The 26733-nt window shown below is 65.7% G+C and carries 26 protein-coding genes; 12 read left to right on the top strand and 14 right to left on the bottom strand.

Going from position 1 to position 26733, the window contains the following annotated elements; all coding sequences use genetic code 11:
- Positions 1-82: 82 nt before the first annotated feature.
- The 6 genes from AC1RDJ_RS12665 to AC1RDJ_RS12640 all read right to left on the bottom strand — a co-directional run bounded on the left by AC1RDJ_RS12665 (position 83) and on the right by AC1RDJ_RS12640 (position 8277).
- A complete protein-coding gene (locus AC1RDJ_RS12665; protein WP_493027615.1) occupies positions 83-2545 on the bottom strand; it encodes a TonB-dependent receptor in 2463 nt (820 codons plus the stop codon).
- A gap of 106 nt (positions 2546-2651) precedes the next feature.
- On the bottom strand, positions 2652-3704 hold the full coding sequence (locus AC1RDJ_RS12660) for an ABC transporter ATP-binding protein (protein WP_071324874.1): 1053 nt from the start codon (positions 3702-3704) through the stop codon (positions 2652-2654).
- Position 3705: 1 nt separating this feature from the next.
- The gene (locus AC1RDJ_RS12655) at positions 3706-5064 is read right to left on the bottom strand and encodes a GH1 family beta-glucosidase (protein WP_493027614.1); all 1359 of its coding nucleotides are present in this window, start codon (positions 5062-5064) and stop codon (positions 3706-3708) included.
- Between the two features lie 39 nt (positions 5065-5103).
- Positions 5104-5922 carry a carbohydrate ABC transporter permease gene (locus tag AC1RDJ_RS12650; protein WP_034751746.1) on the bottom strand — a complete coding sequence of 273 codons (819 nt, stop codon included), beginning with the start codon at positions 5920-5922 and terminating at the stop codon, positions 5104-5106.
- Positions 5919-6905, bottom strand: a complete 987-nt coding sequence (locus AC1RDJ_RS12645) for a carbohydrate ABC transporter permease (RefSeq protein ID WP_493027613.1) — start codon at positions 6903-6905, stop codon at positions 5919-5921. Before AC1RDJ_RS12645 ends, AC1RDJ_RS12650 begins: the two co-directional genes overlap by 4 nt.
- A gap of 49 nt (positions 6906-6954) precedes the next feature.
- On the bottom strand, positions 6955-8277 hold the full coding sequence (locus AC1RDJ_RS12640; RefSeq protein ID WP_493027612.1) for an extracellular solute-binding protein: 1323 nt from the start codon (positions 8275-8277) through the stop codon (positions 6955-6957).
- Between the two features lie 506 nt (positions 8278-8783).
- On the opposite strand from AC1RDJ_RS12640, the gene AC1RDJ_RS12635 reads away from it, so the two are divergent.
- From AC1RDJ_RS12635 to kdoO, 4 genes are all read left to right on the top strand, one after another.
- Positions 8784-9803: a LacI family DNA-binding transcriptional regulator gene (locus tag AC1RDJ_RS12635; protein WP_493027611.1), complete on the top strand. Its 1020-nt coding sequence runs from the start codon at positions 8784-8786 to the stop codon at positions 9801-9803.
- 330 nt (positions 9804-10133) lie between these two features.
- Complete coding sequence (gene sodB, locus AC1RDJ_RS12630) at positions 10134-10712, top strand: superoxide dismutase [Fe] (RefSeq protein WP_071078930.1); 579 nt, start codon at positions 10134-10136, stop codon at positions 10710-10712.
- A 222-nt stretch (positions 10713-10934) separates the two neighbouring features.
- On the top strand, positions 10935-11306 hold the full coding sequence (locus tag AC1RDJ_RS12625) for a lysozyme inhibitor LprI family protein (protein ID WP_071324879.1): 372 nt from the start codon (positions 10935-10937) through the stop codon (positions 11304-11306).
- Positions 11307-11387: 81 nt separating this feature from the next.
- Positions 11388-12254 carry a Kdo hydroxylase KdoO gene (gene kdoO, locus AC1RDJ_RS12620; RefSeq protein ID WP_493027610.1) on the top strand — a complete coding sequence of 289 codons (867 nt, stop codon included), beginning with the start codon at positions 11388-11390 and terminating at the stop codon, positions 12252-12254.
- Positions 12255-12505: 251 nt separating this feature from the next.
- On the opposite strand, the gene AC1RDJ_RS12615 is transcribed toward kdoO, so the two are convergent.
- The gene (locus AC1RDJ_RS12615) at positions 12506-14059 is read right to left on the bottom strand and encodes a CYTH and CHAD domain-containing protein (protein WP_493027609.1); all 1554 of its coding nucleotides are present in this window, start codon (positions 14057-14059) and stop codon (positions 12506-12508) included.
- A 121-nt stretch (positions 14060-14180) separates the two neighbouring features.
- On the opposite strand from AC1RDJ_RS12615, the gene mgrA reads away from it, so the two are divergent.
- Together mgrA and AC1RDJ_RS12605 are read left to right on the top strand one after the other, a co-directional pair.
- Complete coding sequence (gene mgrA / locus AC1RDJ_RS12610; protein ID WP_493027608.1) at positions 14181-15221, top strand: L-glyceraldehyde 3-phosphate reductase; 1041 nt, start codon at positions 14181-14183, stop codon at positions 15219-15221.
- An 81-nt stretch (positions 15222-15302) separates the two neighbouring features.
- Positions 15303-15785 (top strand): hypothetical protein, encoded by a 483-nt coding sequence (locus AC1RDJ_RS12605; RefSeq protein ID WP_071324883.1) that lies wholly within the window; start codon positions 15303-15305, stop codon positions 15783-15785.
- 70 nt (positions 15786-15855) lie between these two features.
- Here AC1RDJ_RS12605 and AC1RDJ_RS12600 read toward each other — a convergent pair whose 3' ends face one another.
- The 3 genes from AC1RDJ_RS12600 to AC1RDJ_RS12590 all read right to left on the bottom strand — a co-directional run bounded on the left by AC1RDJ_RS12600 (position 15856) and on the right by AC1RDJ_RS12590 (position 17244).
- Positions 15856-16320 carry a DUF2244 domain-containing protein gene (locus AC1RDJ_RS12600; RefSeq protein ID WP_289888596.1) on the bottom strand — a complete coding sequence of 155 codons (465 nt, stop codon included), beginning with the start codon at positions 16318-16320 and terminating at the stop codon, positions 15856-15858.
- Between the two features lie 161 nt (positions 16321-16481).
- Complete coding sequence (locus AC1RDJ_RS12595) at positions 16482-16787, bottom strand: hypothetical protein (RefSeq protein WP_493027607.1); 306 nt, start codon at positions 16785-16787, stop codon at positions 16482-16484.
- 127 nt (positions 16788-16914) lie between these two features.
- Positions 16915-17244 (bottom strand): hypothetical protein, encoded by a 330-nt coding sequence (locus AC1RDJ_RS12590; protein WP_071324885.1) that lies wholly within the window; start codon positions 17242-17244, stop codon positions 16915-16917.
- Between the two features lie 285 nt (positions 17245-17529).
- Here AC1RDJ_RS12590 and AC1RDJ_RS12585 point away from each other — a divergent pair, with 285 nt between their 5' ends.
- From AC1RDJ_RS12585 to AC1RDJ_RS12560, 6 genes are all read left to right on the top strand, one after another.
- Positions 17530-17847: a DUF4148 domain-containing protein gene (locus tag AC1RDJ_RS12585; RefSeq protein WP_071324886.1), complete on the top strand. Its 318-nt coding sequence runs from the start codon at positions 17530-17532 to the stop codon at positions 17845-17847.
- Positions 17848-17971: 124 nt separating this feature from the next.
- A complete protein-coding gene (locus tag AC1RDJ_RS12580) occupies positions 17972-19384 on the top strand; it encodes an efflux transporter outer membrane subunit (RefSeq protein ID WP_493027606.1) in 1413 nt (470 codons plus the stop codon).
- Positions 19385-19448: 64 nt separating this feature from the next.
- Positions 19449-19955 (top strand): MarR family winged helix-turn-helix transcriptional regulator, encoded by a 507-nt coding sequence (locus AC1RDJ_RS12575; RefSeq protein ID WP_071326643.1) that lies wholly within the window; start codon positions 19449-19451, stop codon positions 19953-19955.
- 10 nt (positions 19956-19965) lie between these two features.
- Positions 19966-22116 carry an FUSC family protein gene (locus AC1RDJ_RS12570; protein WP_493027605.1) on the top strand — a complete coding sequence of 717 codons (2151 nt, stop codon included), beginning with the start codon at positions 19966-19968 and terminating at the stop codon, positions 22114-22116.
- Positions 22106-22306 carry a DUF1656 domain-containing protein gene (locus AC1RDJ_RS12565; protein ID WP_071324889.1) on the top strand — a complete coding sequence of 67 codons (201 nt, stop codon included), beginning with the start codon at positions 22106-22108 and terminating at the stop codon, positions 22304-22306. The genes AC1RDJ_RS12570 and AC1RDJ_RS12565 overlap by 11 nt, the downstream gene beginning before the upstream one ends.
- A gap of 48 nt (positions 22307-22354) precedes the next feature.
- A complete protein-coding gene (locus tag AC1RDJ_RS12560) occupies positions 22355-23254 on the top strand; it encodes an HlyD family secretion protein (protein WP_493027604.1) in 900 nt (299 codons plus the stop codon).
- Here the strand turns inward: AC1RDJ_RS12560 and AC1RDJ_RS12555 are convergent.
- The 4 genes from AC1RDJ_RS12555 to AC1RDJ_RS12540 form a co-directional block, all read right to left on the bottom strand.
- Positions 23251-23997, bottom strand: coding sequence for an SDR family oxidoreductase (locus tag AC1RDJ_RS12555; RefSeq protein WP_493027603.1), 747 nt, complete (start codon positions 23995-23997; stop codon positions 23251-23253). The two genes, AC1RDJ_RS12560 and AC1RDJ_RS12555, sit on opposite strands and share 4 nt — an antisense overlap.
- An 82-nt stretch (positions 23998-24079) precedes the next feature.
- The gene (locus AC1RDJ_RS12550; protein WP_071324892.1) at positions 24080-24304 is read right to left on the bottom strand and encodes a hypothetical protein; all 225 of its coding nucleotides are present in this window, start codon (positions 24302-24304) and stop codon (positions 24080-24082) included.
- Positions 24305-24317: 13 nt separating this feature from the next.
- A complete protein-coding gene (locus AC1RDJ_RS12545; RefSeq protein ID WP_071324893.1) occupies positions 24318-24989 on the bottom strand; it encodes a thiol:disulfide interchange protein DsbA/DsbL in 672 nt (223 codons plus the stop codon).
- 157 nt (positions 24990-25146) lie between these two features.
- The gene (locus AC1RDJ_RS12540) at positions 25147-26703 is read right to left on the bottom strand and encodes a TonB-dependent receptor domain-containing protein (RefSeq protein WP_198043776.1); all 1557 of its coding nucleotides are present in this window, start codon (positions 26701-26703) and stop codon (positions 25147-25149) included.
- Positions 26704-26733 lie beyond the last annotated feature (30 nt).

Here is a 26733-nt window from a genome sequence, read left to right as displayed (position 1 = left end):
GCCGGGGAAGCTCCCCGGCCCAACACCTGCCCTACTGAGTGAACCGCTACTGCTACATCTATTGCCGTTTCACACTACGCCATCAGAACTTCATCGACACGCGCGCGCCCACCGTGCGCGGCGCGTTGTAGAAGGCGCCGTAGATCTGCTGCGTCGGCTGGCATGGCATGCCCACGTCCGTGCAGATTTCATTGACGTCCAGCTTGACCGCCTTGTCGGTGGCGTTCTGCACGAACGCTTCCACCGTATAGGCCTTGTTGGCCGGCTGGAAGCGCAGGCTCAGGTCCAGCGTCGTGTAGGCTTCCTGGCGCTTGACGCCGGCATGGCCCGGCACATCCGCGTTGAAGGCGCCCGCCCCCACATACGACATGGTTTCATAGTGCACGGAGGCGCGCGGCGTCAGCTGTCCGCCGGCGACGGCAAAATCGCGTTCGTACTGCACCGTGGTGGAAAACTTCGGCGCGTGCTTCATGGTGCTGCCGCCCACGTTCACCAGTGGCGCCGTCGAGCCGCAAGACTGGCCGTTGGCGCGCGCCGCATCCACGTCGCACGAGAGGAAATCGTCGTACACGGCTTTCAACCAGGTGGCGTTGCCCGTCAGGCGGTCCACCTTCGTCGGCCGCCACACCCATTCCGCTTCCAGCCCCTTGACGGTGGCGCCGGCCGCGTTGAAGTTGGCCAGCACGCTGTTGACCACCTGCGACTCGAGCTTGTCCTTGTACTTCATCAGGAAGGCGTCGAGGTTCAGGGTCAGTTCGCGGTTCAGCAGGTCGGACTTGAAGCCGATTTCATAGCTGGTCAGCTTTTCCGGCTTGGTGGTCTCGCCGCCATCGCCCATGGCCGGCGAGTGGAAACCCGTCGTCACGGAACCGAACAGCAGAATGTCCGGGCGCAGCTTGTACTCGATGCGGCCCAGCCAGGTAGCCTGGCCATATTTCAGGTCGGCCGTATTGTCGCCCGGCGTATTGCCGCAGGTGGCCGCCGTGATGGCGCCACCGGGCCCGATATTGTGCGTGTTGGCCAGGCCCGTGCCGGGCGTGACCAGCTGCGCCAGCTGGCCGGGCGTGAGCACGGTGGTGCCCAGCGGCGTGTTGGCCGGCCAGTTCGGGCAGGCCCAGTTCTGGCCACCGATGTCGAACTTGTGGTCTTTCGTGTAGCGCGCGCCGGCCGTCAGCTTGATCTGCTCCGTCACCTGCTGGCTGACCTGGCCGAACACGGCTTTCGACTTCAGCTGGCGGTTGCCCTGGATGAAGGACATGGCCGAAGCGTACTGGCCCACGGTCGGCTGGACGAAGATCACGGCGCCGTTGGCGATATCCTGCTGTACGGCCGCCTGCGAAATCTGGCTGCGGTCGATATCGAAGCGCACCTTGTTCTTTTCATTGAAGAGGAACACGCCCGCCACCCACTGGAACGGCGCGTCGTCGTCCGAGCGCGCCTGCAGCTCGTGCGAATAGCTGTCGAACTGCGCCCAGTCCGTGCGGTTTTCCGACTTGAAGCCGGGGAACAGGCCCGCGTCCGCATCGTTGCTGTTCTGGCGCTTGTAGCGGCTCCAGCTGCCCAGGTAAGTGAAGTCCAGCGCATCCGTCGGCTTGTAATTGAGCTTGCCCTTGTAGGTGAGGATGGACTGGTCCAGGGTGCCCGGCGTGTCGATCAGGGCCGAGCGCAGCTTCTCGCCCGCTTTCGGTTCGGCCGCCAGGTAGACATTGCCGGCGCCCTGGTCGAGGAAGTAGTCGGCGATGAAGGTGCCGCGCAGCTGCGGCGTGAACTTCCACAGCAGCGAGGCGCGCACGCCCATCTGGTCGCCGGCGCCATACTTGGCCGTGCCCGGCATGACGTTCGAACCGCGGCGGAAGTCCACCGTGCCGTCGTGGCTATCCTTGATGGCGGCGATGCGCAGCGCCACGTCGTCGGAAAACGGGATATTGAGCATGCCCTGCGTCTGCAGGTGGCGGTAGTCGCCCACGGTGATGCCGGCCGAGCCCATGAACTTGGCCGTGCTGGGCGCGGCCGACACCAGGTTGACGGCGCCGGCCGTGGAATTGCGGCCGTTCAGCGTGCCCTGCGGCCCGCGCGCCACCTCGACATGCGACAGGTCATACATCAGCGCCGTGGCGCCCTGGGGACGCGGCGAATACACGCCATCGACATAAAAGGCGACGGCCGGGTCGCCCAGCTCCGTGTGGTTGGCCGAACCCACGCCGCGCATGTAGACGTGCACGCCGCCCGAGTCGCCATGCTGCTCGACGACGAGGCTGGGCACCATGGTGGCCAGCGAGGCCAGGTCCTTCACCTGGTTGTTTTGCAGGGTGTCCTGGTTGAAGGCCGTGACGGCCAGCGGCGTCTCCTGCACGAAGGTGTTGCGGCGCGTGGCCGTGACGACGATGCGGTCCATCTGCTCGGCCGCGGGTTGTGCCGTATTGATGGCCGCCGGAGCCGTATCGGCTTGCTGCGCCAGCGCGGCGCCGCCGCCCAGCAGGATGAACTGGGCGAACGTCGCATGCGCCAGGCTGTATGCAATGGTGTTTCTCTTGAACGGCTTCATTGTTATTGTCTCCTCTACCACTGGTTGAATGATGATCACATAGCTCTTTGGCTACTGCTGCACATTTCTTGGGTGTCAAGCTCGCGTCATGGGGCCTCCGTGCGGGTCAATGGGTGGCCACGGCGCGCCCGCCCGTGTCGAACAAAAAGGCATGGCCCTCCTCCGGCGCGAAGCCGATGGCGCTGCCCGGGGCCAGCGCGTGGCGCGTCTCCCCATGCAGCTTGATGGCCACCGCGTGCTGGCCGCCATTGACGGCGCCGTCGAGCATGGCGTGGATGATCTGCGCGTCGCCCAGCTGCTCGATCAGGGTGACGCTGGCGCCATAGCCTTCCTCGCGCGGCACCAGGCGCAGGTGCTCGGGGCGGATGCCGACCAGCATGCCCGCCTCGCCGCCAAGCTGGCTGGCCAGGGCCGGCACGGCGGCGCACGGCAGGAAATTCATGCGCAGCGCGCCGATGAAGCCGGCGACGAACTGGCTGGCCGGATGGCGGTACAGGTCCAAAGGCGCCCCCACCTGCTCCAGGTGGCCGCCATGGAAGACGGCGACGCGGTCGCCAAGGGTCATGGCCTCGACCTGGTCGTGCGTGACGTAGATCATGGTCGTGCCCAGCTCCTGGTGCAGCTTGGCCAGCTCGATGCGCGTCTGCACGCGCAGCGAGGCGTCGAGGTTGGACAGCGGCTCGTCGAACAGGAACACCTTGGGCTGGCGCACGATGGCGCGGCCGATGGCCACGCGCTGGCGCTCGCCACCGGACAAGGCCTTGGGCTTGCGCTCGAGCAGATGCGTGATCTGCAAAATCTCGGCCACCTTACCCACGGCGGCGCGCACCTCGGCCTCCGGTTTGCCCGCCAGTTTCAGGGCAAAGCCCATGTTCTCGCGCGCCGTCATGTGCGGGTACAGCGCGTAGCTCTGGAAAACCATGGCGATGCCCCGCTCGGCCGGCGCCACGTCGTTGGCCAGCAGGTCGCCGATGCGCAGCTGGCCCGCGCTGATGTCTTCCAGTCCCGCGATCATGCGCAGCAGGGTCGACTTGCCGCAGCCGGACGGCCCGACGAAGACCATGAATTCGCCGTCATGGATGTCGAGGTCGAGGCCCTTGACGATTTCCGGGCCGTCGCCGTAGGTCTTGCGGATGCCGCGCAGGGAAATGGCGGCCATCTCAGTGCTCCCCGACCGGCACGGCGGCATGGGCGGCGCGCTGGGCCGCGATGAAGTCGCGGTACCACAGGGCGCTGTCCTTGAAGCTGCGCTGCTGCGTGGCGTAGTCGACATACAGCATGCCGAAGCGCTTGGCATAGCCCGAATTCCACTCGAAGTTGTCCATCAGGCTCCAGTAGAAATAGCCGCGCACGTCGATGCCCTGCGCGATCACGGCGCGCAGGGCATCCAAGTGCAGGCGCACGTAGTCGATGCGCGCCTGGTCCGCCACCTTGCCGTCGATCAGCCTGTCGTTGACGGCCATGCCGTTTTCCGTGATGTAGACGGGCGGCAGCCGGTACTCGCGGTGCAGGCCCACCAGCAGCTCCGTCAAGCCCTGCGGATAGGTTTCCCAGCCCATGTCGTTGAAACCGAGCTTGCCCTCGGGCTTGCGCGGCGGCGTCTCGGCGCTCACGTAGGCACGCGTGTAGTAATTCACGCCGAGGAAATCGATGGGCTGCCGGATATCCATGAAATCGTTTTCAAAGATGGACAAAGCAGAAGCGTCGACGTGTTTCAGGGCCAGCGCCGGATAGCGGCCCTTGAAGATGGCGTCCATATACCACTGCACCGAACGCGCATAGTCGAGTTCCGCCAGTTCACGGTCCTGGGCGCTGTCGGTGGCCGGCGTGGCCGTCCATTGATTGAGCACGATGCCCAGTTTGGCGGAGGGATGGACGGCGCGCATGGCCTGCATCGCCAGGCCGTGCGACAGCAGCAGATGGTGCGACACCTGCACGGCGGCGGCCGGGTCGGCCATGCCAGGCGCAAACTGGCCCGTGCCGTGGCCCAGCACGGCCGTACACCATGGCTCGTTGTGCGTGGCGATGCTGGCGACCTTGTCGCCGAAGCGGCGCGCCACCTCGGCCGCATAGGCGGCGAAGTGGTAGCAGGTGGCGCGATTGAGCCAGCCGCCTTCGTCCTGCAAGGCTTGCGGCAAGTCCCAGTGGTACAGCGTCAGGTGCGCCTCGAGGCCCTTGGCAGCCAGCGCGTCGAGCAGGCGCGCGTAGAAAGCGAAGCCGGCCTCGTTCCAGGCGCCGGAGCCCGTCGGCTGCACCCTCGACCAGGACATGGAAAAACGGTAGGCGTTCACGCCCAGCTTGGCGATCAGCGCCACGTCATCGGCGTAGCGGTGGTAATGGTCGCAAGCCACGTCGCCATTGCTGCCGTCGATGATCTTGCCTTCCGTGTGGCTGAAGGTATCCCAGATGGACGGGCCGCGGCCGTCGATGGCGGCGGCGCCTTCGATCTGGTAGGCGCTGGTGGCCACACCCCAGGTGAAGGTGGCGGGGAAGTTGATATCGGTGTCGTCGTTATGCATGGTGTTTGGTGTCGTGTGAATGGATTAAAAAAGAAAGGCTTAACCTTTTACCGCGCCCTGTGTAAGACCCTCGATCAGGCGCTTCGAGGCGACGAAGAACATCAGCAGCAGCGGCAGCACGGCAATCGCCGCCCCCGTCATCAGCGCGCCCCACTCCGTGTTGTTCGGCGCCTGCATGCTGCGCAGGGCCAGCGGGATCGTGTAGTTCTCGACCGAGCGCATGACCACCAGGGGGGTGATGAAATTGTTCCACGAGTTGATGAAGGTGATCAGGCCCAGCGTGCCCATGGCGGGGCCGATCAGCGGCAGCACGACGCGCCAGTAGATGGCGAATTCGCCGCAGCCGTCGATGCGCGCCGCCTCGATCAGATCCTTCGGGATGGCCGTGCCGATGTACTGGCGCATGAGGAAAATACCGAGCGCGCCGGCGGCGCCCGGCACGTACAGGGCGCGCGGCTGGTCGAGCCAGCCGAGGAAATCCATCAGCATGAAGGTGGGGATCATGTTCATGAACGACGGGATGATCATCGACGCCATCACCAGGGTAAACAAGGGCCGCTTGAAGCGGAACTCGTACATGGCGAACGCGTAGCCGCCCAGCGAGCAAAAGAACAGAGTCAGGGCCGTCGTCATCAGGGCCACGTACAGGCTGATGCCGATATTGCGCCAGAACGGCAGGCGCTCCTGCAGCAGTTCCAGGTTATTGAGCAGGGCCGTGCCGAACCAGCGCGGCGGCGGCAGACTGTAGATTTCCGCGCTCGTATGCGTGGCGAAGACGAACATGAAGTAGAACGGCGCGACCATGATCAGGGCGCCGATGGCCACCATCGCGTAGGCCGTCCAGCGCGTCGTTTTCATTTGGCCTCCCTGCGTTCGTTGCGGCTGAAGATGCGGTTATTCACCCAGGTGGTGCTGGCGATGATCAGGAACAGCAGCCAGGAAATGGCCGACGCCGTGCCGAAGTCGCCCGAGGAAAACGCCGTCTTGTAGACGAAGATGGCCGTCGTCATCACGGACTGGCTCACGCCGCTCGATTCGGCCACCAGCACGAACGGCTCCTCGAACAGCTGCAAATTGCCCATGATGGTCAGCGTGACGGCCAGGTAGATCATCGGGCGCAGCTGCGGCAGGGTGATGTACCAGAACTGCTGGCGGGTCGAGGCGCCATCGATGGTCGCCGCCTCGTACAGATCCTTGGGGATGACCTGTAGCGCGGACAGGTACAGCACCAGGTTCCAGCCCAGGTAGCGCCAGAAGATGACGAAGGCGACGGCCGGCTTGATGAACAGCGAACTGCCCAGCCAGTCGATCGATTCCGCCGGAAACAGGCCGCCGACCAGCGGCAGGCTGGCGCACCATTCAAGCAGTACATTGATCTGCCCATAGTCGCGCGAAAACAGCGTGTTGAAGACCATGGCGATGGCCACGCTGGAGGTGATGAACGGCAAGAAGTAAATGCCGATCACCAGGTTGCGCGAGCGCTTGAAGCTGTTGTGGATGAAGGCGGCCAGCGGAATGGCCACCAGGTGCTGCGGCACGCCCGAGGCCAGCGCCAGCCACACGGTGTTGCCCAGCGAACGCAGGAACCACGGGTCGCTCAACGCGTACTTATAGTTGTCGAGCCCCACCCACTGCATGGCTTCCACGCCGCTGGCCGCTTCCCACTGGTTGAACGACAAATAGATGGAAAACAGCAGCGGGAACAGGCTGAAGACGGCGAACAGGATGAAGAAGGGACTGATGAAAATATACGGCGCCCATTGCTTCCTGTCGAAGCGCCTTTTTGCCGGCCGCGCCGGGGCGGACGCGCCGTGCGCCAGCGATGCGGAGGGCGCGCTCATGGCCGCTTTCCGTATTGGGTTGGATGTGGAATAAGAGTCATGCCGGTTCCTAGCGCCGCGCGCGGTGGGTGATCAGGGCCTTGGCGTCGGCCAGCGCCGTCTTGATATCCTTGTCTTGCGCCAGCACGCTTTCCAGCTCCATGTTGACGATGTCGCGCGCCACGGCGTCGAACTTGTCGACGCGGATGACGGGAATCTTTGCCGCCGTGTCGCGCGCCAGCAATCGCGTCTTCTGGCCGCCGAAATACGCCTGCGGCTCGTCCATCATGGGGTCCGCATAGGCCGCCTTCAGGGCCGGGAAGGCGCCGATCTCTTTCAGCGAGTGCAGCTGGATATCCTTGTTGACGGTCATGAACTTGATGAATTCCCACGCCTGCGCCTTGTTGGCGGCTTTTTTCGGGATGCCGTAGAACGAGCCGCCATACGACGCCAGCGCGCCGGCCGGCAGGTTCGCCGCGCGCCACTGGCCTTTCGATTCCGGCGCCAGCCATTTGGCCAGGTGGCCGCTGAGCCAGGAACCCATCATCTGGCTGGCCACCTTGTCGCGCTTGAAGCCTTCGGCCCATTCGCCCGTCCAGGCCACGGTGCGCGCATCGATGCCGGCCACCCTGGCCGCCTTCGCCAGCTCGAACGCCTTGACGAAGCGGGGCGAGTCGACCAGCACCTGGCCCTTGTCGCCGAAATAAATGCCTTCGCCATCCTTCAGGTTGGCGCGAATGACGATGTCGGCCAGGTCGCTGGCGCCGGCCAGCAGATAGGTGCCGGTGGCCGCCTTGAGCTTCTTGCCGGCGGCGATGTAGGATTCCCACGAGGCCGTCAGGTCGGCTTCCTTGATGCCTGCCTTGTCCATCAGGTCCTTGCGGTAGAACAGGGTGCCCGGCCCCAGGTCGGCCGGCATGGCGCCCAGGGTGCCGCGCGAGCTGGTGGCCTGCACGAAGGTGAACGGCACGAACCGGTCGCGGTACTGCCCCGCCCCGTACGGCGCCTGCAGCAAGTCTTCCATGCCCTTCGATTCGGCGAAGCTGCCCACGTAACGGAAGTCGATCGCCATCACGTCGGGCAGGCGCGCGCCGGCCGCCAGCGCCGTCGTCATCGAATTATGGTGGTCGTCGATCTGCAGGCTGACCAGCTTGACCTTCACCTGCGGATACAGTTTTTCCCACAGGGGCAAGGCCGTCTTGACGGCGCGGTCCAGGTCGGGGAACGAGGCGACGGTAATGGTGGCGGGCGCCAACGCGGGCAGGACAGGCGCAGGCGACGCGGCCGGCGCGGCTGGGACAGCCACGGCCGCGGCGTTGGCCATGCCGGCTAGGGTCAGCGCGGCCAGCAGGGACGCGGCAGGGAAGCCTGCGCCAGGGATGCTTGACTTCATGTATTTCATCTCCGTTTATTGAGCGTCTTCTATCTTGAAAACGTTTTCACAACATGTGTCCATTTAACACCGCAAAGAAAATCAAGTCAACCGAAAAAGTTGTCATTTTTATTGAGGCCATCGTGGCGAGTTGGGCTGCACCGGGCGTTCTCTCCTATGAAAAGCGGTGAAAGTTGGCGGCCGGAGATGTTGTTGTTTTTTGTGAAAACGTTTTCAGATGTGGGGAGACGCAGGCCGGAGTGGCCCTGCGTAGGCGATCCGGCGCGTGGCTGCGGCGTGGCGTGGCGTGGGCTTGGGCGTTGCGGTGTCGGCTTACGCCCTGCGGACTAAGCCGACCTACGCCGACCTACGCCGACCGACACCGGCCTGCTCTGACCTGCTCCGGCCTGCTCCGGCCTGCTCCGGCCTACCCTGGCCTGCAGCCTGATCGTCCGTTTATGGTAATCTTTCACTGAAAAGGTTTTCAGAGCACTGACAGCCAGCCATCTTGACACCCAGGAATCGCCTTGACCGATAGCGCCCACGCCGCCCCGCCCTCCACCCTGCTCGACGTCGCCCGCCAGGCAGGCGTGTCGCCCAGCACCGTCTCGCGCATCCTGAACGGCACGGCCAAGGTGTCCGACGACAAGCGCGACGCCGTGCTGGCCGCCATCGCGCACATGCGATTCGCGCCCAACCAGATGGCGCAGGGGCTGAAGAAAGGCCGCTCGATGACGATCGGCATCGTGGTGCAGGATATTTCCAGCCCCTTCTTCGACGAAAGCCTGCGCGGCGTCGACGATGGCTTGAAGGACACGGGCTATGCTTCCGTCATCGTCAGCGGCCACTGGAATGCGCTGGAGGAAGCGGACCGCATCCGCCTGCTGCTGGCGAGGAAAGTCGACGGCATCATTTTGCTGTCGGGGCGTATCTCGGATCAGAGCGTGCTCGACTTCTCGCAGCAGCGCCCCATCGTGTCGACGGGACGGCTGCTGGCGACGAAGAGCGCCATCGGCTTCAAGCTCGACAATGAATACGGCGCCTACCTGGCCGTGCGCCACTTGATCGAACTGGGCCACCGCCGCATCGCCTTCGTCGCCGGCCCCGCCAACAACACGGATGCGGCCGAGCGCCTGACGGGCTACCAGCGGGCGCTGCGCGAAGCCGATATCGCCATCGACCCGAAATTGACGGTGGAAGGCGATTTCCACGAAGCGAGCGGCATGCTGGCCATGAACCATTTGTTCGATACGCAGCAGCAATTCAGCGCCGTCTTCGCCGCCAACGACCTGTCCGCCTATGGCGTGCGCCTGTGCCTGTACCGCAAGGGCATCCGCGTGCCCGACGATATCTCGCTCGTGGGCTTCGATGACTTGCCCGGCTCGTCCTACACGACGCCGCCGCTGACCACCATCCACCAGCCGCTGTACGAAATCGGCCGCATCGCCACGCAGGCGCTGCTGGGGCTGATCAATGGCGAATCCGTGCAGGCGGCCATTCCGCCGCTGGAACTCATCGTGCGTGAAACCACGCGCCGCATCCGCTAAGGATTGCGCCATGATCAACCTGCTGCGCGGCCCACGCTCGGGTCGGCGTTGCTCGCCGTGCTTTTCGTACAGCTGCGCGACTCGACCCGCTGGCGGGCTTGCTCGCGATGGTTTCTGCAGGCGCTGAAGCATCCCCATCCATCATTGTTTTCCTAAACGAGAATCACTACGCATGGCGACGCGGGCAATGCATGCCCGAATCTGCAGCAATGGCGCATCCGCTTTACAATAGTGGCTCGTTCAGCAAGAATGCTTGACTCAAGCACGCAAGGCTCAACCCTCCGGCCCCAGGCCGGTCGACTCCGAACACTCACCACAAAGGGACATCACATGGAACATACTCTGCCACCACTGCCATATGAAATGGACGCTCTGGCGCCGCATATTTCGAAAGAAACCCTGGAATACCACTATGCCAAGCATCACCAGGCGTATGTGACCAACTTGAACAACCTGATCAAGGGTACCGAGTTCGAGAACCTGTCGCTGGAAGAGATCATCAAGAAATCGTCGGGCGGCATCTTCAACAACGCGGCACAAGTGTGGAACCACACCTTCTACTGGAACGGCATGAAACCAGCCGGCGGCGGCGCACCTACCGGTGCCGTGGCTGACGCGATCAACGCGAAATGGTCGTCGTTCGACAAGTTCAAGGAAGAATTCACCAAGTCGTGCGTGGGCAACTTCGGTTCGGGCTGGACCTGGCTGGTGCAAAAAGCCGACGGTTCCGTCGACATCGTCAATACCTCGAACGCCGGCTGCCCGCTGACCACCGGCGACAAGCCGCTGCTGACCTGCGACGTGTGGGAACACGCCTACTACATCGACTACCGCAACCTGCGCGCCAAGTACGTGGAAACGTTCTGGGGCCTGGTCAACTGGGAATTCGTTGCCAAGAACTTCGCGTAAGCGCGTTCCTGTCAACGTAAAACGGACACGCGCGAGCGTGTCCTGGAAAGAAGCCTGCGCTTGCGAGCGCGGGCTTTTTTTATGTCCACGCAGAAAGTACATGCCGACGGCGCACACTAGTCAAACGGACAAGATCGGCACGCAGGAATGTTATAAGATGCGCAAGCGCAGGCACCGCTTCGCCCACCCGCTCCAGCCTCATCCACTTGCTGAAAGAAAACAATGAAAAAATTCATGCTCGCCCTGCTCGTCCTTGCCTCCGGTTCCGCCCTGGCCAACTCGGCCTGCGATACGCCGCGCAACGACTTCGACGGTCTGTATTGCCTGAACAAGGTATACCAGGAAGCGGACAAGGAATTGAACGCCAACTACAAGAAACTCGCCGCCCAGCTCGATGCCAACGGCAAGCAAACCCTGAAATCGGGCCAGCTGGCATGGATAAGCAAACGTAACAATACGTGCTCGAAACGCGAATCATCGGGTTTCTATGTCAACCTCGATTGCGCCACCCAGACCACCATCGAACGCGCGCAATTCCTGCAGGATCGCGTGCGCGAATGCGTGAGCTCCGGCTGCCAGAACAGCAAACTGTGAGCTGACACTGCGCTAGCGCAAACGGGGCGGGCGGGATGGCACGCATACTGATGCCACCGATTCCTGCCCCGTCTTGCGTCCATGAGCCCACTTGTCGACGTTTCCCTCAACCGATGGAATGCCCGTTGCCCCGCCGCGCAGCAGGCTGCGACGAAACAGGCGCTCGAGGACGGGCACGTCGTCTGGCTGCCCGGCCTCGGCTTCGACTTGCGGCAAGAAGAGCATGCGCTGCTCGATGGCGCGACGGGCGGCGCCAAGAACATCAGCTGGGAGCCGCGGCGCGGCGTGCGCGGGCATGGCCCGGCACACGATGCGGCCCTGCTGGCGGCACTGATGCAGCGCTATGCGCGCCAGTCGCGCACCCTGCTGGCCAGCCTGCTACCGGCCTACCTGCCGCATCTGCAGCAAGGCAGGAGCAGTTTTCGCCCCGTGGAAATCGCCGGACGCGCCACCTCCTGGCGCAAGGACGACACGCGCCTGCATGTCGACAGCTTTCCCGCCTCGCCCACGCAAGGCAGGCGCATCCTGCGCGTATTTAGCAACATTCATCCGCACGGCGCGCCGCGCGTGTGGAAACTCGGTGCGCCATTCGCGCAGGTGGCGCAGCGCTTCCTGCCTGTCGCCGCGCGGCCATGGCCGGGGGCCGCCGCCCTGTTGCAATGCTTGCACATCACCAAGTCGCGGCGCACGCCCTACGACCACTACATGCTGCAGCTGCACGACGCCATGAAGGCCGATCTCGCTTACCAGGCGCAGGTGGAACAGCACATGCATGCGTTCGCGCCGGGCCAGACCTGGATCGTGTTTACGGATGTGGTATCGCACGCGGCCCTGCGCGGACAGCATGCGCTGGAGCAAACCTGGCTGCTGCCCGTCAAGGCCATGGCCGAACCAGGCAAATCGCCGCTGGCCATGCTCGAGCGCCAGTTGAAACGCCCGCTGACGTAGGATCGTCTTGCCGGCAACTGCTGGCAACTGCTGGCAATTGCTGGCAACGCGGCCGGAACGCGGACCGGGCGTCCAGCGGATGCGTGGCGAGCCACGCGATACGGCGGCAAGCCATGCGTGACGGCCAGTGCCCGCCCTGGCGGGACGCCAACGGCGCAGACATGCATCTGGTAAGCATTCTGGTAAGCATGGATCTGGAAGGCATGCATCTGGGCGCGGGATTCCCGGCCAGCCCATGCCGCCCGGCACGCTCACACGGGCAAGCGTATCGCCTTGAAGCGGCGCCAGGCCTTGTCCATGCGGCCATCCGCGCCCTGGGCCTGTGCGCGCGCCGCCAGATAGCCGCGGATGAAGGCCGCGTGCAGCCGCAATTGCGCGTGGCCTGCCTGGCCATCGGGCAATTCCTGCAGCAGGCGGTCCGCCACCTGCACATCGTTGAGCCAGCCCAGTTCATCCTGCAGCGTGGACAGCCGCCCCACGTATGGCTTGACGGCGCTGGCAGCAAACAGCGAGGCAAAGAATTCCGTCGCATAGCGCGTCTTCTTGGCCGCGATGCGCACCTTGTGGCGCTGTTGCGGCGTGGCGTGCAGCAAGCGCCGGCCGCGCTTCATCAGGCGGCGCTGATCCTCGCGCAAGGTCTTGCGGGCAAAGGCCGGCACCTGCGCATCGAGCCGCTGCAACTGGCGCGGCGAGCCGCCGGCGCGCCAGTCGCGTGCCTGCAGCCAGCGCTGCAGCCCCAGCATCCATGCCGTATAGCGCGGCGAGGTGACGGCCTGGGCCGCCTGCGCGTGACTGACGCGCGCCTGCTCGTGCGCCGCCTGCGCCAGCGCCGCCGCATCGACCGCCGCGTCGCCATCGAGCCGCGCCAGCGTATCGCCGGCCAGCACATCCCAGTCGCGCGCCTCGCCCAGGGCTCCGCCCAGCCAGTCGAGCTCGGTCTTCAAGGTATCGGGCAGGGCCAGCAGCGCCTTGAACATGCCCAGCGCCGAGCGCAGGCGGCGCAGCCCCACGCGCATCTGGTGCACGCTTTCCACATCCTCGCCCGCCGCCACGCCATCCTGGTTGCCGCTGACCTGTTCCAGGCAATTGTGGCAGATGGCGAGGAAAACCTGCTCCACCGTCATCGCCGCGTCCAGCGCCAGGGGCTGGGCCTTGACGGCGTGCAAGGGTCGCGCCGCGGCCAGCCGGTAGCCGCGCTCCGCCTTGCTCATGTGGCCCAGCTGCAGCGGCACTTCGCGCAGCAATGCCAGCGCCACCTCGAACAGGCTGGACGCTTGGCCCTCTTTCAATTCCAGCTCGATCTCGCTGACGGGCACGCTGCGCATGGCGCCGTCCGCGCCGCTCTCGATGACGCCCTGGTCGAGCACGCATTCGATCTGGTCACCCTGCGGCGTGCTCAGCTGCCACACGCTGCGTTCGATACGCGTGGTAAAGACCGGCCGCAAGCCATCGCGGATCGCCTCCTGGCGCAGCAGCGCGCGGATCGGCTGCTTGCGGCCGATGGCCGCATCGAGGGCGTCGAGGTCGGGTACCGGGCCCGCGACTTCGCCTTCCCACTCATGGCGGCTGTGCAAGCCGCCGCTGGCGCTGCCGCCCGCCTTCAGCGTCTGCAGCCAGCGCCCCGCCACCTGGCGCACGCGCAAGCCCGCCTGGTGGCGGCACAATTGCAGGTCGGGCGTATCGACATAGATATCGTGCAGGTGCAACACCTGCGCCTGTCCCTGCGCCGACTGCGCCAGCAGCGGGTGCGCGCGCAGCCGGGGCGCATCGTCTGGCGCCAGCAGCAATTTCAATTCGACTTCCATGACCACTCCTCGCGAGACTACCGAACGTTTATTGTAAGGCGCGTCCGGCCGCGCGCAAGGGCCGCACACGCACACCTTGATTTTGCGCGAAAATAGGCGATTCATTTATCCAGGAGATGCCATGACCTACCACGCCGCCGAAAACCGTTATGACAGCATGCAATACCGCACCTGCGGGCGCAGCGGGTTGAAACTGCCGCTGCTGTCGCTGGGCCTGTGGCACAACTTCGGCGACAGCAACAGCCTGGCTTCGCAGCGCGACATGCTGCGCACGGCCTTCGACCTGGGCATCACGCATTTCGACCTGGCCAACAATTACGGGCCGCCGTATGGCAGCGCGGAAAGCAATTTCGGCAAGCTGCTGCGCGACGATTTCCTGCCCTACCGCGATGAGCTGATCATTTCCACCAAGGCGGGCTGGGACATGTGGCCGGGCCCGTACGGCCAGGGCGGCGGTTCGCGCAAATACGTGCTGGCCAGCCTGGACCAGAGCTTGCAGCGCCTGGGCCTCGACTACGTCGACATCTTTTACTCGCACCGCTACGACGCCGACACGCCGCTGGAGGAAACCATGGGCGCGCTGGCCACCGCCGTGCAGCAGGGCAAGGCGCTGTACGTGGGCCTGTCCTCGTATTCCCCGCAAAAGACGGCCGAGGCGGCAGCCCTGCTGAAAGAATGGAAGGTGCCGTGTCTGATCCACCAGCCGGCCTACAACATGCTCAACCGCTGGATCGAGGAAGACGGCTTGCTCGACACCCTGCAGGCGCAAGGCATGGGCTGCATCACGTTTACGGCGCTGGCGCAGGGCTTGCTCAGCGACAAATACCTCGATGGCGTGCCGCAGGATGCGCGCGTCAACCGCCCCGGCGGCGGTTCGCTGATGCAGAAGCACCTGAGCGCGGAAAACCTGGCCCGCGTGCGCGCGCTGAACCAGATCGCCGCGCAGCGGGGCCAGACCCTGGCGCAGATGGCGCTGGCCTGGGTGCTGCGCGATGCGCGCGTCACCTCGACCCTGATCGGCGCGAGCAGCAGCGCGCAAATCCGCGAAAACGTGGCGGCGCTGCAGCAGCTGACGTTCACGGCCGATGAACTGGCGGCCATCGACGTGCAGGCGCGCGAAGGCCATATCAACCTGTGGGAAGGCCCGTCGCGCGCCACCTGATCTGTCCCCTCGCCCGGCGCTTGTGGCGGCGGCAGCCAGACATTACACTGCCGGCTCCACAAGACAGCGCCACAAGGTCCCATGAAAGCTTTCCCCGCCCTCTCCCTCTGCCTGCTGCTCTGCGCGGCCAACGCCCGCGCGGCCAATTATTGCGACTCGCCGCGCTGGTCGATCGTGCATAACAAGAGCTACGACGAGGTCATGAAGATCGCCACGCAACGCGACAAGATCCGCGACGCCGAATGCAGTTTTACCGACGTGATCCTCAGAATCCAGAACGAGGAAGCGGGCATCGGGCGCTATCCGGGCATCCTGCTCATCGCCGACGCACAGGACGAACGCTTCGTCGTCACCAGTCGCGTCGGCGCCTACACCATCTTCAGCTACCGCTATAACGATAAGCGCCTGTTGCAGTTTGCCATGAAGGATCACAGCTGGGAGGAAGGCGAGGCATTCCAGGCGGGCGCCTACAAGATTACCGGCGTCAAGGAATTCAAGACCATCACGGGCTTCCCTGCCCAATTGCTGGTGGTCCAGACCTTCCAGTTTTACGGCCCGAAATAAATCCACGACTAGGACCACGGCGAAGGCCGCCACGCATCCCGCCGCGCGCCTGCCGCGTGCCGCGTCCCCATCAGGATCCCGGACGCGGCAGCAGCGCGCAGAGCTCGTGCGCGACCTGCAGGCGCCGCTCGGGCGTGGCCAGGGCGCCCACGTCGACCTCGGTCATGCCGTCGCCGATGCGGATCAGCTGGCGCGGCCCCTGCGGCACCACGACACGCGCGCGCCACGGCGCAAAGCTGCTGCGCCGGCACCGGCCGGCGCTGACCTGCTCGACGACGAGCAAGCCGTCGCGCAGGGCAATCTGCTCGTAATCGCGCGCATGGCGCAGGTAGTACAGCAGGGCCAGGGCCACCAGGCTCAGTTCGGCAAATGAAAAGACGGGGATATACCAGTAGCCGCGCAGCGCGAAGCCGGCGGCGATGGCCGTGGAAAACAGGCACAGCAAGGCATAGGCGCGCAGCAGCTGGCGCGCCGTCAAGGCACTGTGGCGCGCAAACCGCCATTGCGGCTGTTCGCGCGAACTATCGCGTGGCATGGCGCCTCCCGCAACATCGCATCGGCCCTCACAGGCACCGGACAAGCCCATCCTGCCGCCCGGCGCGCCCAGTGAGCGCGCGCGACCAGCAACACCGCCCCCCGCGCCCGGTCATCACGGCCGTCACGGCCACGGCAGGCGCGCAGCGCGCTACGCTAGACTCAGCTGCCCAGGTGCACGAGCGAGTGACCGAGGTGCTGCCACCAGTGGTCGCGCGACTTGACCTGTTTCAGGCAAGCCGTGTCGATTTCCGCCGGGAACACGCGATCCTGGCATACCCCCGTCTGCAGGGCATAGCGCTGGTTTTCCGCGGCCGTCAGGGCCACGCCCAGCCAGAACGCCAGTGCCAGCAAGATCACCAGCAAGCTCCAGGCCAGGTGATTGGTCTGGCTCTTCTCGCCAACGAACTCGCGGGGCCGCGTCTCGCGGTACATCGACATCAAGTCTTTTTCTTTGTCTTCCGACATGTGCATGTGCATCCTGTGACATCCTATCCTGTGCCGGCCGGCTGGCCATGGCGGCACGCTGGCCGCCCTGCCATCATTTTACGCTGATGGCGCCGGGGCGGCGGCAATTCGCGGCACAGGCCAGCCATCACGGCCGCGGCGCGGGCGCCTGCCGCGCTCCCGCATCGTCCTCGTTGCCGTCGGCCGGCTGCACGGGCGCCACGCTTTCCACATGGTCGACATCGATATCGCCGCCATCGGGCGCCGTGTTTTGCGGCTCGACGCCGGCCCGCTCGCCCGTGCCGGCCGCATCGCTGTCGCTGTCGAGCGCATCCGCGTCCTGCCCTGGCACGCCCTGCATGTCGCTGCCGCTGTCGGAACTGTCGCTGGGGCCGAGGGCGCCCTTGCCATGGCCGCTGCCCAGCACGCGGTCGGCAGTGACGGGCAAATGATCGGGATCCAGAGAACTGCTGCTCATGGCTGACTCCTGTTAATAAAAAGTCAGCTTACTCCGCTGGCCCGGGCAACGGCGCACGCCTGCCCACCCGTTTCCCCGTGGGAAATGCGGCGTCGCACAAATATTTTCAGAAATTACTTCACAAATGTACTATTCATTGCTATAGTTAATTCAAGTAAGCAGCTTCTCACCCAGAAATGCTTCATTGACGACACCAAGCCCACACCGCGAGGTGCCGTCAAACCGACCGGTACGTGGCGAGCCGGCCCATCCACCCAGCCATCATGCACATATTGGAGTCTTATCATGCAAGCCAAATCACTGATCGCGGCATTATTCGCCATCACCACCGCCACCTCGGCTTTCGCGCAAAGCGCCGCGCCGGCCACCACCGGCCAGCAACTGACGCGCGCCGATGTCACGGCTGAATACATCCGTGCCCGCAACGCCGGCGAAATCGCCACCAGCGAAGCCGATTATCCGAAAACGCCTGCCACCGCCGCCAGCAACGTGACGCGCGAGCAAGTCATGGCCGAGTTCTACGCCGCCCGCAAGGCTGGCCAGATCCCGCAAACGGAAGCGGATTTCGACGTCGCGCAAACCAGCAAGCACGTCGTCAAATAAGAAACCAGTCAGCCGGTTTCAGTAGCACAACTCAGTTGCGGCGCAGCACCCGGGCCACTCCCGGCGCTCACCGCGGCGAGCTGTCAGCAATCCCCCCAACACTATCCCGTCCCGGAGTCCTCGCATGTCCCTGCACCGCCGCCTGCTTGCCGCCAGCCTGACCCTTGCCTTGAGCGCTTGCGCCGACATGGGCCATATCGCGCCGCAATCGGCCATGCTCGACGCCAATGCGCTGCAGGCCAGCCAGGCCATGGACGCTGCCGCCAGCGCCGCCATCGCATGGCCGCGCGCGCAATGGTGGCAAGACTTGCAAGACCCCCAATTGAACCGCCTGATGGAGCAGGCGCTGGCCGACAGTCCCACCCTGCGCGGCGCCCAGGCGCGCGTGCGCCAGGCCGAGGCACTGGCCGGCGCGGCCGAAGACAAGACGCGCCCGCAGGCGGACGCTTCCGTCTCCATCAACCGCGAACTGTATTCGCAGCACGGCAGCACGCCGGCGCCGCTGGCCGGCAATTACGCCTGGCGCAACCAGGCCACCGTCACTGCCTCGTACGACCTAGACCTGTGGGGCCGCAACCGCGAAGCCCTGGCCGCCGCCCTCGGCGACGTGCAGATGGCGTCGGCCGAGTCGCAGATGGCCCGCCTGGCGCTGGAAACGGCGCTGGTGCGCACCTATATCCAGCTGTCGTATGAATTCACGGTGCAGGACGTGATCGGGCGCAGCCTGGCGCAGCGCGCGCGCATCCTCGACATCACGCGCCAGCGCAAGGCCGCCGGCATCGGCACCGACATCGACGTGGCGCAGATCGAAACCACCCTGCCGGCCGGACGGCGCCAGCTGGAGCAGGCGGCCGAATCGCTGGGCCTGCTGCGCAACCAGCTGGCGGCCCTGGCGGGCAAGGGCCCGGCGGCCGGCGCGGCGCTGGCGCGGCCCACCCTGCGCCTGGACCGTCCGCTGGCCATTCCGCAAGCCCTGCCAGCCGACCTGATCGGCCGCCGGCCCGACATCGCCGCCCAGCGCTGGCGCGTGGAAGCGGCGGCGCGCCGCATCGACGTGGCCAAGGCCGAGTTTTACCCGAACGTCAACCTGGTGGCGTTTGCCGGCTTCCAGGCCTTTGGCTTCAGCCATTTCCTCGACGCCAATTCGCAGATCCGCGGCGCCTCGCCCGCGCTGAGCCTGCCCATCTTCGCCGGCGCCCGCCTGCGCGCCCAGCTGGGCAGCCAGACGGCCGTGTACGACGGCGCCGTCGAGCAGTACAACGCCACCGTCGTCAACGCCATGTCGGACGTGGCCAACGCCGTCACGAAAGCGCAGTCGCTGGAAAAGCAGAACCGGCTGACCGTGCAGGCGCTGTCCACGGCGCAGCGCGCACGCGACCTGGCGGAAAAGGCCTACAAGGCGGGCATGAGCGACGCCATCAACATGCTCAACACGCAAGTGGCGCTGCTGGCGGAAGAGCAGCAGCAGGCGCAGAATGGGGCGCGCGAACTCGATCTGTACGTTTCCTTGATGAATGCACTGGGAGGCGGCATCTAGACTCGCGTTGCCATAGCCCAACAAGATACAATCGGAGCTTTACTGACACATGAAGGAATACGACATGACCGCTTTTGACGCCACCTCCAAGCGGCTGCAAAATATCCGCACGCGCATGCCAGGCTTCCCCATGGAACTGATGCGCCTGTTGCGTATGACGTACCACATCCAGAAAGGCATGAAGGACCTGACCAATGCCGCGCTGAAAAAGCACGACCTGGTCGATGCCAGCTACATGGTGCTGGCCGTGCTGTACGGCACGGACGACGAAACCTCGAACGCCTGCACGCTGGGCATGGCCTGCCATGAAAAGCCGGCTAACCTGACGCGCGTGTGCAACGACCTGGAAACGCGCGGCCTGATCCATCGCGGCACGCGCCCCGGCGACCGCCGCTCGGTGATGATTTCGCTGACCGACAAGGGCCGCGCCCTGATCGAAACGGCGCTGCCGGACGTCTACCAGGAAACCTCGGCCCTGTACGAAGGCTTCACGCCGGAAGAATTGCAAGTGCTCGACAAGCTGTACGTGCGCCAGTTGCGCAACCTCAACAATCTCAACAACCAGAACTGATAGCCTATCGATGACGCCAGCCACCACACCTACATACGGCCCCCTGTCGCGGGCGGCCCACTGGCTGGCGCTGGCGCTGCAAGACTGGCGCAAGACGGAAGGCGAACGCTGGATTTACGTCGGCAAGACCCTGATCGCCGCCTTCTGCGCGCTGTGGCTGGCCTACCGCCTGGGCCTCGATTCGCCCAGCACGGCGATGACCACCACCATCATCCTGGCCCTGCCCAGCAGCGGCATGGTGCTGGAAAAAAGCTTTTACCGCCTGTGCGGCACCCTGCTCGGCTGCACGGCCGCGCTGACCCTGATCGGCCTGTTCCCGCAGCAGCCGGTGCTGCTGTTCGCCGGCCTGGCCCTGTGGGTGGGCCTGTGCACGAGCGGCTCGGCGCTGCACCGCAACGCCCAATCGTACGTGTATGTGCTGGCCGGCTACACGGCCTGCATGATCGTGCTGCCCGCCATCGAACAGCCGACGCAGGTGTTCGCGCTGGCCGTCACGCGCGTGGCCGAAGTGGGCCTGGGCATCATCTGCTCGGCGGCCGTCTCCAGCGTGCTGCTGCCGCGCCACCAGGGCACGCAGGTGATGCGCACGGTGCAGGCGCGCTACGGCAAATTCCTCACCTTTTGCCAGGACGTGCTGCAGCAAAAGCTCACGCCGGCGCAGGTGGAACTGACGCACCTGCAGTTTGCCGCCGACGTGGCGGCGCTGGAACTGGGCCGCTCGGCCGCCCTGTTCGAAGTCACGAGCGCCGTCGGCCACGCGCGCGCGCAGAACCGCAAGCTGCACGCCTTCAACGCCACCTTCATGACGGCACTGACCACCTTCTATACCTTCCACCGCCTGTTCGACCGCCTGCAGCGCGATGGCGAGACGCAGGTCATGCAGGCGTGCGCGCCGCTGTACGCCATCGTCGCCGAGGCGCTGCAGGCGACGCCGTCGCAAGGCTCGCTCGACACCATGCAGCAGCACCTGCAAACGGCCCTGGCGCAGGCGCGCATGGACATCGACGGTGCGCCCATCGCGCATGCGCAGCGCATCGACTTCGACACCGTGTGCGAGCTGCTCGAGCGCTTCGCGCGCGACATCAGCCGCTTTCACGAAGTGTATTTCAGCCTGGCCCACGACACGCCGCTGGAAGTGAGCACGCCGCAGGCGTATGCGCCGAAGACGCCGCCCGGCCTGGTGATCGCCAGCGGCGCGCGCGCCGGCATCAGCCTGGCCCTGCTGGCCCTGGGCGCGTATTTCCTCGCCTGGCCCTACGCCAGCACGGCGATGCTGATGGCGGCCGTGTTCTGCGCGCTGGCCTCGTCCTCGCCGCGCCCCATCATGATGGTGCGCCAGGTGCTGACGGGCTTTCTGATCGCCATGCCGCTGTCGCTCGTCTGCGTGTACTTCGTGCTGGTGCACGGCGACGGCTTCCCCATGCTGGTGCTCAGTTTTGCGCCTTTCCTCGCCGTCGGCCTGTACCTGATGACCAATCCCGTCAAGCTGGGCGTGGGCCTGGGCGTGTCGACCTTCGTCACGCAGATGGCGCCGACCAACCTGATGCACGTCGATGGCGCCGCCTTCCTGAACACGGGCATGGCGCTGATCGTGGGCCTGATGCTGGCCGCCCTCGTGTTTGCCGTGCTGCTGCCCGAGCACACGATGGGCCACAGGGACCATGTCGGCCCGGCCCTGTGGCGCGAAGCGCTGCATGCGTGCACGGCGCCGGCACGCCGCGTGAAGCACCGCTTCGACAACCGCGTGCGCGACCTGCTCAGCCAGCTCAATGCGGCGGCCGGCCCGGCGCCGGGCGAGGCCACGCGCGCCGTCGTGCGCCAGGCATTGACGCTGCTGGAGATCGGCCACTCCGTGATCGAATTGCGCGAACTGATCGCCAGCGCCCGCCCGGGCGCCACGCGCCACGCGCTGCAGCAATGCGTGGACCACATCGCCAGCTGGCTGCGCACGCGCGGCGACGCGCAGCTGCAGGCGGCGCTGGCGGCCACCCTGCAGGCGGGCGCCATGGTGCGCACGGCGCAGAAGGAGACCGCGGCCGAAGCCGGCGCGACACAAGAACGCGGCGCGCGCCTGCAGACGGCGCTGGCCGACCTGCACTCGATCTACACCTCATTACTCGACCACATGGCGCCTGGCGCCGGAGACCACCATGCCGCGTGAATTCGCCCTGTTCGGAATTCTGATTCCCACCCTGCTGCCCCTGTTCCTCCTCAGCATCGGCCTGCAAACCCTGCTCGACCGCGTGCTGGGCTGGCTCGGCGTGTACCGCATGGTGTGGCACCCGTCGCTGGCGCGGCTGTGCATCTTCATCGCCATCTTCGGCGCGCTGGCTTTATCGCTTTACAAATAACGCTCGAATAAAAAAAATGTTCAATCTGATCAAGGAAGGGGTGCCGACATGGTAACCAAACTGACCCGCTATGCAATCACGCTGCTGCTGTTGGCCGCGGCGCTCTGGATCGGCAAGACCGTGTGGGACCGCTACATGGAGTCGCCGTGGACGCGCGACGGCCGCATCAAGGCCGACATCGTCAACATCAGCGCCGACGTGGCCGGCACCGTCACGGAGGTGCTGGTGCGCGACAACCAGGTGGTGCAGAAGGGCGATATCCTGTTTGTCGTCGACAAGGAACGCTATGCGAGCGCGCTGGCGCAGGCCGACGCCGTGCTGGCCGCGCAAAGGACGGAACAGGGCCGCCGCGGCAAGGAAGCGCAGCGCCGCGCCGGGCTTGACGCCAGCATCATTTCCACGGAAAGCCGCGAAAGCGCGGCCTTTGCCGCCAGCTCCGCCGCGTCGCAGGTGCAGGCCGCGCTGGCCGCCCGCGCGCTGGCGCAGCTGAACCTGGAGCGCACCACCGTGCGCGCCCCCGTCAGCGGCTACGTGACCAACCTGAACGTGCACAAGGGCGATTTCGCCGCCGTCGGCGCGGCCAAGCTGGCCGTCATCGACAGCGCCTCGTACTATGTCGTCGGCTACTTCGAAGAGACCAAGCTGGGCATGCTGGCGCAGGACGACAGGGCGGAAATGAATCTGATGAGCGGCGGCACCCTGCACGGCCACATCGAAAGCATCGCGCGCGGCATCACCGACCGCGACGCCGCCACGGGCCGCGAACTGCTGGCCGACGTCAACCCCACGTTCAACTGGGTGCGCCTGGCGCAGCGCGTGCCCGTGCGCATCCACATCGACGAGCAGCCCAAGGGGCAATTGCTGGTGGCCGGCACCACCTGCACCGTCGTCATCACGCCCCATTCGGCGCCGGCCAGCACCGCGCCAGCCGCACCGCACAAGGCTTAACGGCCGCCGGCCACGTCGAGGATGCTGCCCGTGACGTAGCTGGCGCCCGGGCCCAGCAGGTACAGGATGGCGTCGGCAATTTCCTCCGGCTGGCCGCCGCGCTGCATCGGCACGCTCGACTCCAGGCGCGCCACCCTGCCCGGCTCGCCGCCCGAGGCGTGGATCTCCGTATAGATGATGCCGGGGCGCACGCCGTTGACGCGGATGCCCTCGGCCGCCACCTCCTTCGCCAGGCCGATGGTCAGCGTGTCGACGGCGCCTTTCGAGGCCGCGTAATCGATGTATTCGCCCGCCGAACCGATGCGCGCCGCCGCCGACGAGACATTCACGATGCGCCCGCCCTGCCCGCCCGATGCCGTCGACATGCGGCGCACGGCCTGCTGGCAGCACAAAAAGTAACTGATCACATTGGTGCGCAGCACGCGCTCCAGGCGCTGCACGAAAATATCGGCGAGCCGGCATTTCTGCTCCAGCACGCCGACATTGTTGACCAGCGCCGTCAAGGTTCCCAGCCGCGCATCGACTTCGGCAAACAGGCGCTCCACGTCGGCCTCGTCGCTGACGTCGGCCTGCACGGCGATGGCCTCGCCCCCGTCAGCGGCGATGCGCGCGCACAGCGCCTCGGCCGCCTGCGCATCACGCACATAGTTGACGCACACGGCGTAGCCCTGGCGCGCCGCCAGCAAGGCCGTCGCCGCGCCGATGCCGCGGCTGCTGCCCGTGATCAGTATCACTTCCTTCATCGTCCCTCCCGGATGGTTGTATCCCCATCATACGCGGACGAAAAAAAACCCGCGCGTGGCGGGTTTTTCGACGAGGCTGCGGTCAAGGGCGGAAATGCGTCATGGCGTAGGACAGGTGCTGCCACCAGTGCTCGCGCGTCTGCACGCTGGCCAGGCACTTCGCATCGACCTCGTTCTTGAACGCCGGGTCCACGCACGCCTTGCTGGCCAGCGCATTGCGCTGGTTTTCCACGTTGACGACGGCCAGCGCCAGCCAGGCCACGAGGGCGACGGCCAGCACGCAAAGAGTCCATGGCAGCTGTTTCATGACGATCTCCGGTTTACTTCTTCGCTGGCGCGGGAGCGCGCTCTTTCAGGGTGCGCGCCACCAGCTCATCCATCACGCGCAGGGTCGCCGCCTGGGTCTGCGGCTCGGACTGGCCCGGACGCGACAGCAGCGATGGCGACGTCACGAAGCGGCCATCGATGACGATGGTCGGCGCGCTGTCGATCTTGCTGGCGGCGATCAGCTGCTCGTTGCGTTTCAGCTTGGTCTGCACGCCGAACGAATTGAACATTTCCAGGTACTTGGCCTTGTCGATGCCGTTCTTCACCAGCAGGTCGAGGATGGCGTCATCGCGATTCAGGCGATTGCGCTCGACGTGGATGGCGCGGAAGATCTTGTCGTGGAACTGGTCCAGCTGGCCCATCGCCTCCAGGGTGGCGTAGGCATGCGCCTGCGGATCCTTCGGGCCGGAGAAGGCCAGGTGGATGCGGCGGAAGGCGATCTTGTCGCCCTGCTTCTTGACCCAGTCGTGCATCAGCGGGTCGAGCGCGTAGCAATGCGGGCACGAGTACATGAAATACTCGACCACTTCCACCTTCTTGCCCGTGTCCGTACGCACCGGCGTGGACAGCGTGGTGAAGCCGGTATCGGCCGCCATGGCGCCGCCGGTGGCCGCCACCAGGGTGACAGCGGCGAGCAGGGGACGCAAGAAACGCAGAAAACGCATAATAATCCTTCATGATAGTGGTCGAGAACGAGGCGAGATTACCACTTTTTGCGCCATCCATTGAACATCGGGCATAAAAAAGGCGCGTTTCCCCGCCCTGTTTGCGCCCGATTAAGCCTGCCTTAAGCGCTGGCGCCGCCCCATCCCCGCATACGCTTCAGAAATGGTAGCGCGCCGACACGCGCAGCTGACGCGCATCGTTCTGGTAAATGCTCGAGCGGCAGCCGGGCGCATCGCCGTAATGGCGGCGGTTGGCCAGGTTGCTGCCGGCCAGCTCCAGCTCCCAGGCACCCAGCTTGCGCGCATAGCGGGCGTCCAGCGTGGCGAAGGCGGGCACGCGCGCCAGGCAGCTGTTGTCGAAGTCGTGGCCATAGCGCAGCGCGCGCAGCCACTGCACGCCCGCGTCGGCGCTGGCGCCGCCCTGCCCCGTCCAGTACAGGCGCAAGGTGGCCAGGGTCTTGGGCACGAGCGCGATATCCGGCCCCGTATAGGCGTAGTCGTCATAGCGCGCGTGCACCTGCCGCACCTGCCCGTCGAGGCGCCAGTCGCGCGCCAGGGCCACGCTGGCTTCGATAGCGATGCCGTCGCGCCGCGAAGGATCGAGGTTGCCGGCAAAGCCCAGCTGGCCCAGGCTCTGGTCGAAGACGATCTGGTTGTTCAGGCGTTCGCTGAAAACGCGCACGGAGGCACTGCGCGCCGCGTCGCCAAAGGTGGCGCCCACTTCCACCTCGCGTCGCAACTGGCCCGCCAGCGGGCGGTAGCCAGCGCTCGTGTAGCCATCGTCATCGATGCGGTAGCTGCGCGCGGCCTTGGCGTAGACGCTGATCTGGGGCCGCAGCAGGAAACTGCCCTGCAAATCCCACGCGTTCTGGTTTTCCCAGTCGCTGCCGCCGGCCGGCATGTCGGCCGGGTCGAGCTGGAACTGCTCGTGGCGCAGCCCCAACAGCAGGCGCGGCGCATGCGGACCGCCAAAGGCCAGCTCCTCGCGCAGCAGCAGCGCGCGCGAATGCTGGCGCCGCCGCGCATCGCCGTCGCGGCCCAGCAGCGCGCTGCCCGAGCGCCGCTCCCACTGCATCAGGTCCAGGCCCAGTTCCGTATCCGTGCCGATGCCGCCCACCTTGCCGTAATGGCGCATGCGGGGCGACAACTGGCGCCGGCGGCTGCTGTACGACGACTCGCTGCTGCCGTCCTCGCCCGCATACACGGCCGTGGCGCGCTTTTCCCGCTGCGACAGCTCCACGCCCAGTTCGACATTGCCCACATAGCGCTGCACGAAGGCGCTGGCGCGCCGCACGTCGTAGCGGTAGCGGTCTTCGGGACGCGCCGCCAGCAGGGCCAGGTAGGGCGCATCGGGCGCCGGATAGCGCGTTTCCTGGTCCTGCCGGTCGGCGCTGAAGCCGAAGCGCCCGTGCCGCACCTTCCATTCCGCGCCGCCGCTGAAGCCGCGCTGGTGAAACACGCTGCCGTCGCGGTAATTGCCGTTGCGCTGCTCGTCGAGCGTCGCGTCGAGCGACATGCCGCCCTGGTCGCGCGACAGCGCGCCGCGCACGCTGTGCTGGCCGCCCTGCGCCAGCTCGGCGGAAAAGTCGCCATGCGTGACGCCGGCCGCGCCGCCATCCAGCGGCAGGCCTTCCTGCGCGCACGCCGGCATGGCCAGGGCGCACAGCAGCAGGCTGCGCGTGGCGATGGTCAGGGCGAAGGAGACAGGCATCATGGCGAAAGGCTTGAAGGCGTCACTGCGGCG

It is taken from the genome of Janthinobacterium sp. GW822-FHT07H10 (genome assembly GCF_058798675.1).
Note: the sequence above shows the minus strand (reverse complement) of the source record. Positions and strands in the feature narration are given on the sequence as shown.